This window comes from Flexibacter flexilis DSM 6793 (assembly GCF_900112255.1).
Classification (GTDB): Bacteria; Bacteroidota; Bacteroidia; order Cytophagales; family Flexibacteraceae; genus Flexibacter; species Flexibacter flexilis.
The window spans coordinates 133266-147720 of sequence record NZ_FOLE01000001.1 but is presented as its reverse complement, the minus strand read 5'-3'; the positions used below and the strand labels follow the sequence as shown (position 1 = coordinate 147720).

Here is a 14455-nt window from a genome sequence, read left to right as displayed (position 1 = left end):
TTTATTTCAAACTTACGCTTAACTATAACAACAGTTTTAGAAAAATATTTATTCGCTTTTGATGCAAGATAAATCCATGAAAATTTCAATCATCTATACATGAAACCCTTTATCTGAAAGATAAGTCCATTTGTTTTTATCACCTTCAAAAAGATGCATATAATATGCCAGAGTGCCAAAGCGTTTATCATAATTACGCATAAATTCGGCATACTCTCTGTTTTTATAACAGAAATGAATATTTCGTTCACGAGCCTTTGTTATAGCACTATTCGGCTCTATGTTTTTTATCGCGTCATTTCCTTCAACATTGATAATTTTGAGCTTTGGAGCATCCAATATCTTAATGAGTGTATCCTCAGGTATTGAAATTTTATGCAAATCAAGAATTTCTAAATTAGGCATTTTACCTAAAATAGAAAAATCCGAAATATCATTACAAGATTCAAGAGATAATTGTTTTATTGAGGAGAAGTTTTCAAGCTCATTAAGGCTATTTAAAGGAGTATTAAACAGGCTAAGATATTCAAGATTTGGCATTGATTCAGCATCAAATTTCTTCAGAAGTGTGCTGTTTAATTCAAGCCGTATAATATCTTTTAGATGAACACCTTTAAGGGTTTTAATATTAGTTTCTCCACCAGAAATGTATTTTAAATTTAGTCCTGAAACTGGCGATAAATCTTTAACATCAGTTCTGTAAAAAGCAAAAACATCAAGATTATTCATTTCTTGAATACCTTCGATGCTTTTAAGTTTTCTATTAGCAGGAATCCACAAAGAGCGTAGATTTTTTAATACTTTCAGATTGTCTAATTTGGTCAAGCTTCTTGAAAGAATATAAAGGTATTCTATTTGCTTTATTGCCGAGAAATCTGTTGAATCATTGATATTGGTATAAATGACACTATTGCCCAAAGATACATGTTTGAGGTTGGGCATATTGCGCAAATAACTAACTTTATCCAAAGTCGTGCTTGCAATTTCTAATTTCTCGATGTTTAGCTTTAAACCATCCAGCAATGGAAATATTTTTTGAAGTTCTAACTCCTTTAGTTTCGGAAATTTTTCAAGTGCAGTAAGCGAATTGATTGTTAAATTACCTTCAAGTACAATTTTCCGTAATTTATTTAACTCCACAATGCTATCAAATTCAGGGATTTTTGCATCTGTGCGAATCCGAATATATTCAATATTGGGTGCTACCAATAAAGGTGCAAATGTTTTTGCGCCTTTAAATGTATGAAATAATTCAATACCTTTGGTTTCATTCGTCAGCGTTTTGCCCATAAACCCTCCCAAAGAAGCATTTATTATTTCTTCTGACTTTAAATAATCTTTGTCTTTCATGGTATTTTCGATTTCTATTCCTCGTATTCTTTTACGATTTTTGCATATTTAGAAATGTACTTCTCATACGCCTTATCATTAATTTTTTTTGCAATTCCTTTTAAAGCTTTGAAGGCATTGAAATGAAATTCTTCATTTTCACCTGTACTAAAATACATCGCATTTTCGAATGCAGAAATGGCTTCATTGTATAATTCAGCCTTTTTTAATCGTTTACCTAATTCAAAAAATTCATCACTAAAAATAATGTTGTTATCTGATTTACTGACTATAATTTCCAGCAATGGTTTATAGGGAGAATCTTTACTGATATATGAATTACAACTGTTTGCACAGTTTATTATTAGGTTTATAATTTCGGAGCTATTGCCAAAATCGTGATTCAGCCTTCTTTTGAACACCTCTAATGCAATCTCTTGCTTTACAACAGTATTGGGTTTAAAAAGAGCAAAAATAGCGGCGTTAAACGTTTTATTTTCAATGAAAAATTGAGACAATTCAACTTCGGAACTATTTTGTTCTAACGCAATGTATTTAGAAATAACAGATCCTTTTTCAGCTATTTTGAGATATTCTTTATAATTCCATTGATCTTTTGATTTTGTTTCAATAGTTTTAAAAAGATTTGGAAGAATATACAAAAAGTTTTCATTGTCGAAATCCTTGCAAATTGCAGTGATATTTTCCCTAAATTCTAAGATATTATTCAAATCTTTGATGGTAAATTCAGCACTATCCAGATAGCCATTCTTTTCGCAATGCCAATAATATTCCATTAAATTGTTTACCCTATAAATTAAATAAGAAGGAAACCACGTTTCGATCGTAGCTGCAATCACTTTTGACGTGCCTTCCTCTTCGCTATATATAGCAATAGGATAATGCTGAGGATCGACTTCAGGTAAAATACATTTAACCAAATGGTTGTGCCCCGTACTGCCAATTGAATAAATACTTTCAACGCAAAAGTTTGGAAAAATATTTATATCACAGTCGTCAAGACTATGATCCCAATTCAGATCAAGCCCATAAATATCGTTCAAATACGGGGATAAATTTTTAGAATTTTTTTTAGTAATAAACGTATTATTGCCATTTTCTGTATAACCTTTTTTCATTTTTTCGGCAATTAGTTTATTCGCTTCTTTTAACGCAATTTCGTTGTTGGCAAATGCCTTTTCTTGCGTTTTTCTATCAGAATTGATTTTGCCGTATCGCACAAAAAAAATGTTATCAATTACTTCTATTTCCCAGAATTTGCTGGAATTTTCGTCGTTGTATTCAAGCCATTTTTTCATATTTTCAAATGCTTACTTATTGGCTTTTTCAAGTGCGTTAAGCAATGCTTTCGCAGTTTTTTGCACCCCAGTATCCTCATCTTGTAGAGCTTGCTCAACTAACGGTTTAAATTCAGCCCAATGCGGCCACGCCATACCCCAAAGTGATGCAATACGAACGCCTGGAATACTGTCTTGCAGGCCTGCCGCAAAAACTGCCAAGATTGATGGCGTAAACGCCTCAAGAGTTAGAATAATGCCAAGCTGATAAATTGCACTTCCACGCTTTAAACTATCGGTTTCTTGATTGAAATTTTTTACCAGATCTTCTTGAGACAAAATGGTTGCCGCATCTCGTAATTGCAGGATGGTGTTATCAATATCAGTACCTTTTACATAAAAATACCTTGATGAAAATACATCTTTCTGTTCTTCTCTGTAATAGATGCTCGTATTGGTTTGCTTGTCAAGATACCATCGAGTGTAAGGACTGGATTCTTGCTCATCTACTTCATCCATCCAATCCCACTTATAAAAATAAAATTTATTAGCGATATCGGCAAGGCTAGTTTCTTCAGAAATCACCAAATATTGTTGCTTTTCCATCTGCGTTTATTTTAAAAGATTTATTATTTATGACTGTTAATTTTAGAGATAATACCCAAATTATCTTCGCTTATTTTTAATAATACAATTACTTTATGAATTTATATATTTTAAGTGGTTTATGTGTAGCTATTGTATAGTTTGTGTGGCTTGTTTTAAGTGTAATACCTAGATTTTTGGGTTATTTTCGAGCTATATTTTATATGGCGCAAAGATAATTATTTTTGGTAAAACTTTCCATTATTTTTAGTTCAATTATTTTTTTTACATGATAAGTCCTATCAGATGACGCTACTTTACGGGCAAGTTTTAGTATATTGATTTCGGTATTATTATGTAAAAAAAGTTGGGTGTAAATGTCTAAAAAAGATTCACTTAGCTCGTCTGTATAATCATCCGCTTTACATTCAATAAACGAAAGAATTAGGTTTACGCCATAAGAGAGTTGTTCGATATCTTCAAATGTCGTTATTATTCTAAATAATTCTAATATGCTTATTTTTAAATTTAATAATCCTTTGTAGGCAAATTTTGTATTCCCTGTACCAGTGGAATACATTTCCCAATGCTTGTCGAACAATAACGATAAAAAGTATTTTTTGCCTTCGTCTCCACATAATGAAAATCCTAATACAATACCTGCATTACAATCGGTTGAAGCATATTTACAGCCTGTTTCATACAATCGTTCTAAAACTGGTTTCTTATCCCGTAATTTGCATACAAGTGTCGGGACAAATTCTGAAAATATATTTTTATCATAGCATGCTTCAATTTTTTCTTTGATAATATCATGATAATCTGTACAATCGAAGTATAATAAGCCTTGTATGGCACTTAAACTCAAATAGTGATCGGTTTCAATATCAATATTCAATGCGTACTTAATCAACAAATTTTTGGTAGGTTCGAATTGAAATCTTCCGAAAAGTTCAAGAATTTCGCAAGGCATATTTTCTTGCAGAATGCCATCTTTGACACTTATTGAATAGATTTCTTCAGCATATTTTTTATCTCCAAATTTGAAAAATAAATCAAAAAAAACTGAATAACTATATTCGGTTGGATCTGATAAAAATATTTTCAATAAAGCATCCGAATCCGATTTGTTACCGCTTAATAATGCCACATTGATATAAAACTGAATAACTGAAATATCCTTTTTATCAGAAATTTTGAGGTATTTAATTAGTTTTTGAGTGCTTAAAAGCATAACAATACTAAGATAAAGAGTTTATAAAAGCAGTAAAAGAATCCGACAATAAATAAATATTATCGTAACATGGTTGTTCTTCATCAGGATTTTCTTCATCACTATCCCAAAAGTAAAGCTTTCCAATATTTTCACCATCTGTGCAAATACAAATTTGACAACCTCCAACACTTGCTATTGGCAAAAATTCAGTAGGCATTCGCATTGCGTACTCATTGTATATCCCAATCAAATTATAAGAGTATTTTAAAAATAAACCATAAAAAAGGCTTACACTATCTATTGCGGTATCATGCATTGGGCGTACAAAATTGCATGGTTCAGGGTGTCCACCATTGAATTGAAGTAAAAATGCTTTGTATTCGTCAGGTATTTGCCGTCCTAATTGTTCCTCTGCTTTTTCTATGTCGTTTACGCTTAATGGATCTCCTTGCAAACTCATTTCTATATTAAATTTGGGTATTTTATTTCTCATAATCTTCATTCATGATAAAAACACCCAAGGTTATTTTTGTTTTTGGGTTATATTTTACAACGATGTATGTGCCGTCAAAATTAAAATGGACAGCACCTTTTTCTTCTCTCCTAGATTTGCCAAAAACTTTTCTGAAAGATTGAACATTATTGCCAATATGCGTACCTAAAAAATCAACTGTCTTGTCTTTTGTCAAAATTTTATAAACAGCTCCTCTGTCTAACCAAACTCTTATTTTATTTTTACGATAATCGAAAAATTCATCATATTTATCATATCCTTTTACCGACTCTTCACCTAAAATACTATCAACCTGTATATCATATTTAAATAAAAGACTTATATATAAATCAAAGCGATTGTCAAGAGAGGAGGAATCAGGATAATTTTGATAAGATAATATCAAATTTTTATTACTAGAAAAGGCTTCAATATTATTTGCTTGAAGGTTGTGAAAAAACACAAAAGACAGCACTAAAAATGTCAAAATTTTCATCTTTTTTGAATTTATTTTTTGTGAAATTTTATTGTAAATAGGGGTGATGTTAAAAAAAATATTTCTTACTAATAGTGGCAAAATCTGCATAAATTATGCATATTCATACACAAAATAGTTCGATTTTTCATCATCACCCTTAAGATTTAATGCTTAAAACTTAATACTGATTACCGTCAATTATTTCAAAAGATTAATCATCTCCTGATTACCAATTTTTTCGGCTACATTCAAAGGAATATCACCTGCGGCCACTTTTCCGTAAGATATTTTCGCAGGAATGTCTTTTTTTGCTCCATTGGTTAAAAGAATTTTTGCAATGGCCACGTTAGAAGACATACAAGCACCTAAAAGCGGTGTAAAACCATCGTTATCAATTACATTGACATTAGCACCGCATTTTATCAAGGCTTCCACCACCAACAAATTGCCTTTTTCGCAGGCGGCATGCATTGGCGCAAAACCTTTGGAATTCTGAAAATTGGCATCCGCTTTTTTCTCAACCAACAACGGAATAAACTGATAAGCATCAGTATCGGCAGCAAGCGTAAGGGCTGTAAAACCATAATTGGTTACAAGATTTACGTCTGCTCCATTCTTAAGCAAGGTTAAAAATATTTCGGTATGTTGTTTAAATCGTTGATTTTCAATCTTTTTTGTAACGCCATTGATTGTCTCGGAAACCATCCCACTTCCCCACGAAACCGCAAAACGACATAAGTAATGTAAAGGCGTTTGACCGTCGTTATCAGTTGCATTTACGTTAGCCCCAGCCTTGATTAATAACTGAAGAATATCGTTGTGGGCAGAAATGCAAGCATGCAACAAGGCGGTTCCATTGCGTGTATCAACAGATTCGACATTCGCACCAGCCTCTATCAAAAACGTAATAGCTTCCAATTTACCTTCTCGGGCAGCCTCAATAATTGGCGTGTAACCCAAATCTCCGCTATTGGATTTGTTAATGTCAGCTCCAAGTTCAATCAGGCACTTCATTACATCCGTATAACCGCAGGCTGCGGCTAAGGAAAGCGCAGTACGTTCTCCATTTTCATCGTTAGCAGTAGCTTGGCCTGACTTCACGAGGTTTGCAATGCCTTCTAAGTCTTTACTGAAAATTAAATCTTGTAATTTACTCATAACACAATATATAAAGATTAACTAGTTGTTGTCAATTTTTACTTTTTCGCCCAATAATTGTTTTAACTTCGCCAACTCATCATCACTGATTTTACTAACTGTAACCAGTTCTAATTTGGGTAATGATGCCAGAGGTGAATAATCATTAATCGGATTGTTCCTCAAAAAGATATTTTTTAGCTGATGTAGCTTTTTAATGGGCGAAATATCGGAAATTTTATTGTTGCATAAATCCAAAATTTGAAGATTTTCGCAGGTTTCGAGAGCCAAAATATCAATAACATTATTTTCCTTGATGGAAAAATACTTTAATCGTATTTTGTTTGCAACTGCCGAAATATCCGTAATCTGATTATAATTCAATGACAATTCTTCCAAATTTTTTAGCGCATCAAGCTTAGAAATATCTGAAATATTGTTGTTGGAAAGACTTAGAATTTTCAAATCCGTATAAACATCCAACCCTTTAAGCGATTCAATCTCACAATCTTCAGCCTTAATTCTTTCAACAGGATTTCCATAAGTATCGCAAATCCAGCGGTAAAGGCCAATTTCCTCCACTTCATCCTCGTCCACTTCTTCTTTTACAAGCGCGTTTGCCTGTTCGCGCGTGTATAGGCATGAAAGCAAATCGCTTAGTTTGCCCTGTGGCTCTAGCTCTTCAGACTCATAATCATCATGATCAAGGAAATAATAGTCTGGATCGTCAGGGTTTGGATCGTCTGCCCTGAGCATGTAGTACGAATAATGGCTGTCCCAAAACATTGATACAAATGGTTGACCGCTAATTGCTTGATTTTCTCGATCAACTTCATCTGGATATATTATTTCGATAGGGTTCGTGGGAATACCTTCTTCATATTTATCGAAAAACAGCTTTTTCTTGAATTTATTCCAACTATTCAGAAAGCAACTCATTGGCTCTGGCACAACAAATGCTGTTTCGTCGGTACTAATTTTCACAAGCTGTGTGTCCTTGTCAATTTCAATGCCTAATCTGCTTAATTGCTGGGTTATACTTGTAGATAATTCCATGATTGTTGGTTAGTGAAATATTATAAAATCAGTTTGATTTATATTGTATTATTAATGTTCAGATGTTATGTCATTCCATTGGCCATCATCACCAATTTTAATGCTGGCTGAGCGTTGGAAACTTAATACCGATTTAGGAAAATAAGGCTTAACATCACCCCAAATAGTATCAGGAATATTGGGCAGAATCCAGAACATACAGCCCAAATTTGGACAGGTTGATTGAAAAATATCAATAAGTAGGCTAGATTCTGGTTTATTTTCTAAAAAAAACATAAATTCATTCATTACCAATGATTTGTTCGCACTAGAAAAGTCTGTATGGTCAAATAATAATTTCTCAACATACATATCAAACAATTTCTTATTAATTTTTCCAAACCAACCGCCATTATAGAATTCTATTTCATTTTTAATCCATTTATCCAAAATATCCGAATATTTTTTATGAATTTCTCTTACACGATCATCGTCATCTTCTACCAATATTTTCATCTCAGCTATCAAATCTTCTGAATGAAAAGCATTGCGTACCATAGCACCAAGATAATCGACAATAAAGCAGGTTTGTGAATCGTCTAAATAGCTAAGCGATATAAAGTTTTTATCAATATCTTTACCCATCATCAGAGAAACATCTAATTGCGTTATTACTTTTATATCAGCTAATTGTTCTAAACCAGCTTCCGGATTTTTTAATCTAGTTTTTATAAAATTCAAATACCTTGCTTCAGCTCTCGCATACCACTCAGGCTTGGTTTTTAAAACTTCTATGGCTTTTGCTATCTTATGTTCGTTCAACGATTCTAAAAATGAAAATACTTCATCTTTATTATTTTCATCAAGTTCCATGTTAATCGTTTCATTCAAATCTAAAAAATTGTATTCAGGAAAAGCTGGCTTACTAAATATTGACAAACAATCGTTTTCAAATACAAAATGAAATTTGTCGATTTTACCGTCTAAGGAATAATAAAGTAGTTCTAAATTGTCATCATAAATTTTATCAGAATTAACAGTTGTTAAATCTGAATTAGTTTTGATTATATTTCCAGATAATTTCAAATTTTTATCTTGTATAATATATTGAAATTCGGCTTCAACTCTAACAAAACCTTTATAAGAATACCCATTTTTTAAATCATTGATAAAATCGTCAATTATCATTTGAGTAGAATAAACCTCAGCTTTTATTGGCTGCCCTTTCTGAAAAATATATTTTATCCTTCTATTTACAGGCAATAACTTAGTTAATGCATACATAGACACATATTCGTCTTCAATTTCAATTTGAAAATCGTCTAATTTTTTCTCTACTTCCTTCCCTAAATTATAATTCTTAACACCATCTACGATACAATAAACCATACCGCCCAAAATACCACGTTCTTGATTAATGGGAGTTGAATAATAGATCAATCCGTCTTCTAAAACAGAATCTATGTAGGCATATAAACTTTCAAAAAATTTATTCATATTCATAACAAATTTTTATTACAAAGCACCAATGTAGAATTTTTCATATTTTTCTTCAACAAAATCTGTTTTTTTGTCAAAATGATAAGAGGCAATTGCTAATGCTGCGTTGTAATCGGGTTCAAAACAAGGATATTGTTCTGGAGAATATATTGGCGTTTCGTTTACTTCACAATTATTCCAGAAATATTCAGCAAAGTTGATTAAAACAGCCTTTGTATTTTTTATATCATTATTTTTTAATGAATTGTAAAATTGTAACCAAAGAGCATTGTCGAAATATAATTTATCCGAATCGATTGATAATGAATTTCCTGTCATCAACGCATATAACACACGTACTTCTGTCGCTCTTGTTTCGGGATAAAGAGGCCAATTCTTAAACTGTTCAATATCAAATTCACCAGATAATGCGTTGAACACAAGCATATCTTTTAAATTATGTATATGCTCATTATTGTTTTTTTGAAATGATGATAATTTGGCAATAATCGAATACCATTGTTTGCAATATCCTTTTTCAGCACCTGCCGCACATGCCAATGTTGCCAACAAAATGGACGGATTTATGAATTTATCAAGAGCTAAAAAGAATTGATAATCTTTGATAATAAAACTATAATTGAGATTTACAAATTGCTTGACCTTAGGCCAATATATAGGAAAAAGCCGCTGAAAATCAGCATAAGCTCCATGTAATTTTTCACAACCAAAACTAATAGGAAAGCCTTCAATTTCATTAATTTGATTACATACTGAGTCAAAAAGTTGTTCGCGTTTCATTTGTCCTATTTACTAGTTTTTGTTTCTTTAAGCATTTTTTTAATGTACTTATTCATCTGCGAAATCCATTTTTTCAGATCTGATTTTCTATTTTGATTCACCCAACCTGCAAAATACTCCTCTGGAATTTCATTATGAATTGAAGCCTGAAAAATTGCTGCAATTCCCGAACGATTTACAACAGGAACGTCGAATGGCATTAATCTAAACATCGAATTATGAGTTAATTCCGATGAAAAACCGTGTGAAAAAACTCTGTAACCTGCGTAATATTTATCAATTTCTACATGACCTAAGCGCAAAGTAGAACCGTTATCTACAATACCTTCAATTTCGAGCAACGTAAAATATTGATGTGCTAATATAAGTGCGTTCAAACTACCTTCTTCTGTAAAATTCATAATTTACTAAATATCAAAGTTAAAGCACTTCTTCTAACAAAACATCTCTAAATTGTAAATTTTCAATCAACATTAATGTTTGCGAGATTGTCAGTCCATCAAGATGCAAATATCGCTTTGGAAATCTGTTGGTTTCGGTTGCGATTCCTGATATATATTCGTGCCCTGTCAGGCGGCAACGAAAGGGGAAACTTTCCGTTTCAGGTTCTTTTTCAAAATAACCCGAAACATAAACACCGTTGCTTTTGCCGCAGGTTTTATAATGAACATTGAAAATATTGCCATCACTGTTTTTTAGCTTAATTTTACTATCTCCTGTTACACGTCTATAAACCTTTAATACATTACTTATCCATTTATTTGCGGAAGAAATTTCCATTCTATAAATAGGTTTAGATGATGTATTAATTCGTGGGATACACACGTACACAGGAATCCATTGCTGGTCTATTTCCAGTTCGTATTCTCCATCTTTTACAATACCTTGTATTTCAATATCATCAAGACGAATAATGGTCTCAATTCGTAGAATGTACAGATATGGAATTGTTTGCTCAGTCATTATTGAAAGATTTAGAAGAATCTACCAATGTCGTATCCATTTCTTTTTGAAAAAGAGTCATAAGATTCGTCAGGATTTAAGCCTAAAGTTTCATAAACTAGATTTTTTTCAGGATGATACCTGAGATCCATTTTTTCCAACGAATCCTTTGTTTCTTGTAAATTCAAGTATTTTAAAATAAACCGAGTAATATCGGTGTGCATAATCATCTTGCACGATATTCCATGCCATTGATTATAACCTTTTTCGCCTGGTAAACTCAAGCATACTTCACCCCGAACATAGAACCATGAACCAACCCCAGGAGGAATACTTATAACGTACTGAGGGAATTCAACGTCTTGTGGGTTAACAGGAACATTGCTAATAATTTCCCAAGTACCGTCAGAAAGCAATGCGGTAGAAATAAAAATGCCACGAAACAATGGTTCAGAAATCAATAAATCGGGTTTTTGTTTCAAGTCTTTATAAATATCAACATACACCCCGCCACCGATTGTCATCATCCATGTGCCCTGATTAGTCTTGCTATCTTCGTTATTTAATGGAAGTTGTTTTTTTGTATAGAACATTATCCGTCCTGTAACGCAACTTCCATCAGGTAAATTAATGGCGAATATATCACCTATTTTTAGTCGCCTTTTGATTTTGCCCATACTTACGATTTTCTCATACAGTTATTATTCCATTAAATTACAGAGTCCATTTGAGCTATTGCCTTATCAAAATGGTTTTCTTTTATTTTATATCTTGCTCCAAATATTACGTTCTAATATATCAATCAATTCTTTAAATGAATTTCCTTTAAACGACGACTCTTTAGCTTCATCCTCCAATAATGGTTTAAATTCTATCCAGCCAAGATAACTAATTCCCATTCTTGTAGTTTCCCAAACAGGTTCGCGCTTATCTCTTATAAACTGTGAATAGCATAATAACAAACCTTTATCGAATCCATTCATCCCAAGCACAAAAAAACGAGCAACAATGGATGCCAATTTTGATTCGTCAGCGCAAGACTGATATTCTTCCCAAAGCTCTTCAACAGTATAAACTTTGATACTTTCGCATAATTCCTTACCTGCTTCAATAACAGATTCTTCATTTAATCCTCTAATGCAAAAATATTCTACACCTAATAAATGGTCGTTAAAATAAATAAATACCTGTTTGTCGCCATTCTCGTATCTTGAATAGATATGTTGAAGTGGCATTTTATCATTAGCTGGTAATTCTTTTACAAAACAAAATGACAGCTTGGAAACAATGTTACTCACATCAATTAATTGCAATGACGCATGGATTGGAAAGTTTTTTTCAAAAAAAATACTCATTGTTCTTAATTATTTAGTATAAAAAATAGCTGAAATATATTGAGGATTAATTGGTTCCATTCGCCACATATCCTCGTCGTTGCGAAGTATTTCCATAAATTCACTTTCAGTATTGGCTTGCGAAATTACAATCCAAGGGTTTCCGTATTTTGTTTCGGCATACCAAAAATTTATGGGATTTCCATTACAATTTTCAGCATACAAATCGTCTCCCTCAGGCGAAATTTCGGTGCAACCAATTAACAGATATGTTGAACATTCCGTCTGCATAAGTATCTGCTCAAGCAATACATCACGCGAAAGCTCCATTTGCTTGTCTGCCCAATCTTCTTCTGCCTGATTTGCCCGTGATGCAAATGATTTGGCGCACCGCAAAAGTACGTTCAACGGTTTTTGTTTATTTTCACCAAAAAACTGATAGTAGAAAAATATGTTTATTTTACCGTTCATCGCTGCTGATTTGAAATTTTATTTAGAATTTCATTCGCTTGTTTATACTCAAAATTAGGATAATTTCTATCGAAAAAATACGCTGGATTAAGTATTTCTGCAATGGATTTTTCATGCATTAATCGTGTGCTATAATCCGTTTGTAAAATATTTTCATTCAAAGTAATCATTGCTTGATGGTGTTTTATTTGTGAAACGGTAACCATCTCATTTTTATCTAATTTGTCCACATTTGTTTCTGATACCAATGCATTACCTAAAATGGTTGTCCAATAAATTCCTGAATTGTATTTAAGAAACTCCAAAGCCGAAACTCCCACAGCACCAATTATTTGTTTTCCGCCGCCAAGTTCTGTAATTACTTTATGTTTCAAATTGTATTCTTTGAAACTACATCCATAACCAAAAAAAATGGGGAAATGCTCACAAAATTTTTTAATCCATTCAAACCAGCAATTCATATTTTTGGGATCTGCCAATTTTTCGTTAAAATAGAAAGTAGAAACGGTGATTGAAGGATTGCTAAATGTGTGTATAGAAAGACAAAAACCTAATTTTGAACCTTTTACAAATAGCATCTCTTTGCCGAGGTATTCGTTATAGGCCTGTTCTACGGAATCTTGTGTAAATTCCTTTTTTGCACGTTCTACGGTATCAAAACGTGTTGGATTTACAAGTTTGGTATCTAACAAATTCCATAATTTCTTCAAATTCTGTTTATCCCTAAAATAATTTTGATGGTAAAACGAGAATGATATTTTGTTGTCGTCTTTATTCATCTTCATTTCAATTTAAAATACTATTTTAAGGCAAATTATACCAGATATTTTCCTTCTTTTTCAATACGATACAAAGCGTCAATAATCTCTTTTTCAGTAATTCTCAACTCTTCCAAAATACAATCTACTGGATATTTTTTTCGTTGGGCTGGGCTTTTCAGCATGAGCGTTTCTGTTGGTTTTTCGTCTTCTTTGTAAATTTTCATGTACTCTCCATCCATCACCTGCCTAATCTCAAAACCCTTTTCGGTGAGTTTGGTATTTTCCTCAAAACCATCCATATCGCAATACAGATGCGAATAAATACAAAGCTCAGATTGATGCTGCAATAATTCATCTTTGATGAGGAATAGTAGATTTTCCTGCTGGAATAGTTCGCATTGCAGCCCAAAGCATTTCGCACGGCTTGAATATCCGTTCACAAAATGAAAAATCGCTGAAACTTCAGGGCTAATTACTGTGTGTACAAAATGCTGTTTTGCAACAGAATCTGTAAATTGCAAATTATTAGGAAGATGTTTAAAATAATTGAATAACGCATCCTCGTTTATTTCGTTTTTCTTGTAAAGAATTGCTGTGATAAATGTACTCATAAGATTATGCTTTCAATAAATCAAATTTATAAATAACTACTTCTGGATAATCATTTTTTTCGACATACAAATCAATATTGTACAAACCAGGACAAATATTTAGGTCTGCAAAAATTAAGTTTTTATCATCTAATCCATGTTCGGTAGATGCTAAAATACGGTAGTTACAGCTGGTTAATAAAATCTGTAAACTACACTCTTTTCGCATTTTTGTTAAATGTTCAGGTTTGAAGCTTATCGGGTTAATAAAATCATTCTGGATATTTAGAATAAAATACAAGTTGCCAGAGTCTTCGCAAATCCAAAAATTGTCACTTTCCCAAGCGGTATAATAACTGGGATCTACAACTATTACTTCAAAATCCCGAAGATGGATTTTGAAAGGAGATTTGCATTCTTTCAAAATTTTGCCAATAACAAAACCCCAATCGGTTTTTGGGTTTCCGAAATCATTGTCCTCGTACATACTATATGGCTGATGATTA

Annotated in this window: 18 protein-coding genes; all 18 read right to left on the bottom strand. The window is 32.4% G+C overall.

What is annotated here, in order from left to right; all coding sequences use genetic code 11:
- Window positions 1–93 precede the first annotated feature (93 nt).
- The 18 genes from BM090_RS00580 to BM090_RS00495 all read right to left on the bottom strand — a co-directional run bounded on the left by BM090_RS00580 (window position 94) and on the right by BM090_RS00495 (window position 14436).
- Window positions 94–1350: a leucine-rich repeat domain-containing protein gene (locus BM090_RS00580; RefSeq protein WP_091505718.1), complete on the bottom strand. Its 1257-nt coding sequence runs from the start codon at window positions 1348–1350 to the stop codon at window positions 94–96.
- A gap of 14 nt (window positions 1351–1364) precedes the next feature.
- Window positions 1365–2648 (bottom strand): WGR domain-containing protein, encoded by a 1284-nt coding sequence (locus BM090_RS00575; protein WP_091505716.1) that lies wholly within the window; start codon window positions 2646–2648, stop codon window positions 1365–1367.
- Window positions 2649–2660: 12 nt separating this feature from the next.
- Window positions 2661–3233 carry a HEAT repeat domain-containing protein gene (locus BM090_RS00570; protein WP_091505714.1) on the bottom strand — a complete coding sequence of 191 codons (573 nt, stop codon included), beginning with the start codon at window positions 3231–3233 and terminating at the stop codon, window positions 2661–2663.
- 199 nt (window positions 3234–3432) lie between these two features.
- Window positions 3433–4446, bottom strand: coding sequence for a hypothetical protein (locus tag BM090_RS00565; protein WP_091505711.1), 1014 nt, complete (start codon window positions 4444–4446; stop codon window positions 3433–3435).
- Window positions 4447–4453: 7 nt separating this feature from the next.
- Window positions 4454–4921, bottom strand: coding sequence for an SMI1/KNR4 family protein (locus tag BM090_RS00560; RefSeq protein WP_177199797.1), 468 nt, complete (start codon window positions 4919–4921; stop codon window positions 4454–4456).
- Window positions 4911–5417, bottom strand: coding sequence for a hypothetical protein (locus BM090_RS00555; RefSeq protein WP_143083824.1), 507 nt, complete (start codon window positions 5415–5417; stop codon window positions 4911–4913). Before BM090_RS00555 ends, BM090_RS00560 begins: the two co-directional genes overlap by 11 nt.
- Before the next feature lie 180 nt (window positions 5418–5597).
- Window positions 5598–6557: an ankyrin repeat domain-containing protein gene (locus BM090_RS00550; RefSeq protein ID WP_091505704.1), complete on the bottom strand. Its 960-nt coding sequence runs from the start codon at window positions 6555–6557 to the stop codon at window positions 5598–5600.
- Window positions 6558–6578: 21 nt separating this feature from the next.
- Window positions 6579–7592, bottom strand: a complete 1014-nt coding sequence (locus tag BM090_RS00545; RefSeq protein ID WP_091505702.1) for a leucine-rich repeat domain-containing protein — start codon at window positions 7590–7592, stop codon at window positions 6579–6581.
- Between the two features lie 51 nt (window positions 7593–7643).
- On the bottom strand, window positions 7644–9068 hold the full coding sequence (locus tag BM090_RS00540) for a hypothetical protein (RefSeq protein WP_091505700.1): 1425 nt from the start codon (window positions 9066–9068) through the stop codon (window positions 7644–7646).
- Between the two features lie 18 nt (window positions 9069–9086).
- Entirely contained in the window at window positions 9087–9851 is a 765-nt protein-coding gene (locus BM090_RS00535) for a hypothetical protein (protein WP_091505697.1), read from the bottom strand.
- Window positions 9852–9856: 5 nt separating this feature from the next.
- A complete protein-coding gene (locus BM090_RS00530; RefSeq protein ID WP_091505694.1) occupies window positions 9857–10252 on the bottom strand; it encodes a hypothetical protein in 396 nt (131 codons plus the stop codon).
- Window positions 10253–10271: 19 nt separating this feature from the next.
- The gene (locus BM090_RS00525; protein ID WP_091505691.1) at window positions 10272–10814 is read right to left on the bottom strand and encodes a hypothetical protein; all 543 of its coding nucleotides are present in this window, start codon (window positions 10812–10814) and stop codon (window positions 10272–10274) included.
- An 11-nt stretch (window positions 10815–10825) separates the two neighbouring features.
- The gene (locus tag BM090_RS00520) at window positions 10826–11470 is read right to left on the bottom strand and encodes an Imm26 family immunity protein (protein WP_091505688.1); all 645 of its coding nucleotides are present in this window, start codon (window positions 11468–11470) and stop codon (window positions 10826–10828) included.
- 87 nt (window positions 11471–11557) lie between these two features.
- Entirely contained in the window at window positions 11558–12148 is a 591-nt protein-coding gene (locus BM090_RS00515) for a hypothetical protein (protein WP_091505686.1), read from the bottom strand.
- Between the two features lie 9 nt (window positions 12149–12157).
- Window positions 12158–12598, bottom strand: coding sequence for a hypothetical protein (locus tag BM090_RS00510; protein WP_091505683.1), 441 nt, complete (start codon window positions 12596–12598; stop codon window positions 12158–12160).
- Window positions 12595–13377, bottom strand: a complete 783-nt coding sequence (locus BM090_RS00505; RefSeq protein ID WP_091505680.1) for a hypothetical protein — start codon at window positions 13375–13377, stop codon at window positions 12595–12597. The genes BM090_RS00510 and BM090_RS00505 overlap by 4 nt, the downstream gene beginning before the upstream one ends.
- 35 nt (window positions 13378–13412) lie before the next feature.
- Window positions 13413–13970 carry a hypothetical protein gene (locus tag BM090_RS00500; RefSeq protein ID WP_091505678.1) on the bottom strand — a complete coding sequence of 186 codons (558 nt, stop codon included), beginning with the start codon at window positions 13968–13970 and terminating at the stop codon, window positions 13413–13415.
- A gap of 4 nt (window positions 13971–13974) precedes the next feature.
- Window positions 13975–14436 carry a hypothetical protein gene (locus tag BM090_RS00495; protein WP_091505676.1) on the bottom strand — a complete coding sequence of 154 codons (462 nt, stop codon included), beginning with the start codon at window positions 14434–14436 and terminating at the stop codon, window positions 13975–13977.
- Window positions 14437–14455 lie beyond the last annotated feature (19 nt).

Coding starts and splice junctions, on each gene's coding strand:
- BM090_RS00580 (WP_091505718.1), bottom strand. CDS start 1,350: ATGAAAGACAAAGATTATTTAAAGTCAGAAGAAATAATAAATGCTTCT.
- BM090_RS00575 (WP_091505716.1), bottom strand. CDS start 2,648: ATGAAAAAATGGCTTGAATACAACGACGAAAATTCCAGCAAATTCTGG.
- BM090_RS00570 (WP_091505714.1), bottom strand. CDS start 3,233: ATGGAAAAGCAACAATATTTGGTGATTTCTGAAGAAACTAGCCTTGCC.
- BM090_RS00565 (WP_091505711.1), bottom strand. CDS start 4,446: ATGCTTTTAAGCACTCAAAAACTAATTAAATACCTCAAAATTTCTGAT.
- BM090_RS00560 (WP_177199797.1), bottom strand. CDS start 4,921: ATGAGAAATAAAATACCCAAATTTAATATAGAAATGAGTTTGCAAGGA.
- BM090_RS00555 (WP_143083824.1), bottom strand. CDS start 5,417: ATGAAAATTTTGACATTTTTAGTGCTGTCTTTTGTGTTTTTTCACAAC.
- BM090_RS00550 (WP_091505704.1), bottom strand. CDS start 6,557: ATGAGTAAATTACAAGATTTAATTTTCAGTAAAGACTTAGAAGGCATT.
- BM090_RS00545 (WP_091505702.1), bottom strand. CDS start 7,592: ATGGAATTATCTACAAGTATAACCCAGCAATTAAGCAGATTAGGCATT.
- BM090_RS00540 (WP_091505700.1), bottom strand. CDS start 9,068: ATGAATAAATTTTTTGAAAGTTTATATGCCTACATAGATTCTGTTTTA.
- BM090_RS00535 (WP_091505697.1), bottom strand. CDS start 9,851: ATGAAACGCGAACAACTTTTTGACTCAGTATGTAATCAAATTAATGAA.
- BM090_RS00530 (WP_091505694.1), bottom strand. CDS start 10,252: ATGAATTTTACAGAAGAAGGTAGTTTGAACGCACTTATATTAGCACAT.
- BM090_RS00525 (WP_091505691.1), bottom strand. CDS start 10,814: ATGACTGAGCAAACAATTCCATATCTGTACATTCTACGAATTGAGACC.
- BM090_RS00520 (WP_091505688.1), bottom strand. CDS start 11,470: ATGGGCAAAATCAAAAGGCGACTAAAAATAGGTGATATATTCGCCATT.
- BM090_RS00515 (WP_091505686.1), bottom strand. CDS start 12,148: ATGAGTATTTTTTTTGAAAAAAACTTTCCAATCCATGCGTCATTGCAA.
- BM090_RS00510 (WP_091505683.1), bottom strand. CDS start 12,598: ATGAACGGTAAAATAAACATATTTTTCTACTATCAGTTTTTTGGTGAA.
- BM090_RS00505 (WP_091505680.1), bottom strand. CDS start 13,377: ATGAATAAAGACGACAACAAAATATCATTCTCGTTTTACCATCAAAAT.
- BM090_RS00500 (WP_091505678.1), bottom strand. CDS start 13,970: ATGAGTACATTTATCACAGCAATTCTTTACAAGAAAAACGAAATAAAC.
- BM090_RS00495 (WP_091505676.1), bottom strand. CDS start 14,436: ATGTACGAGGACAATGATTTCGGAAACCCAAAAACCGATTGGGGTTTT.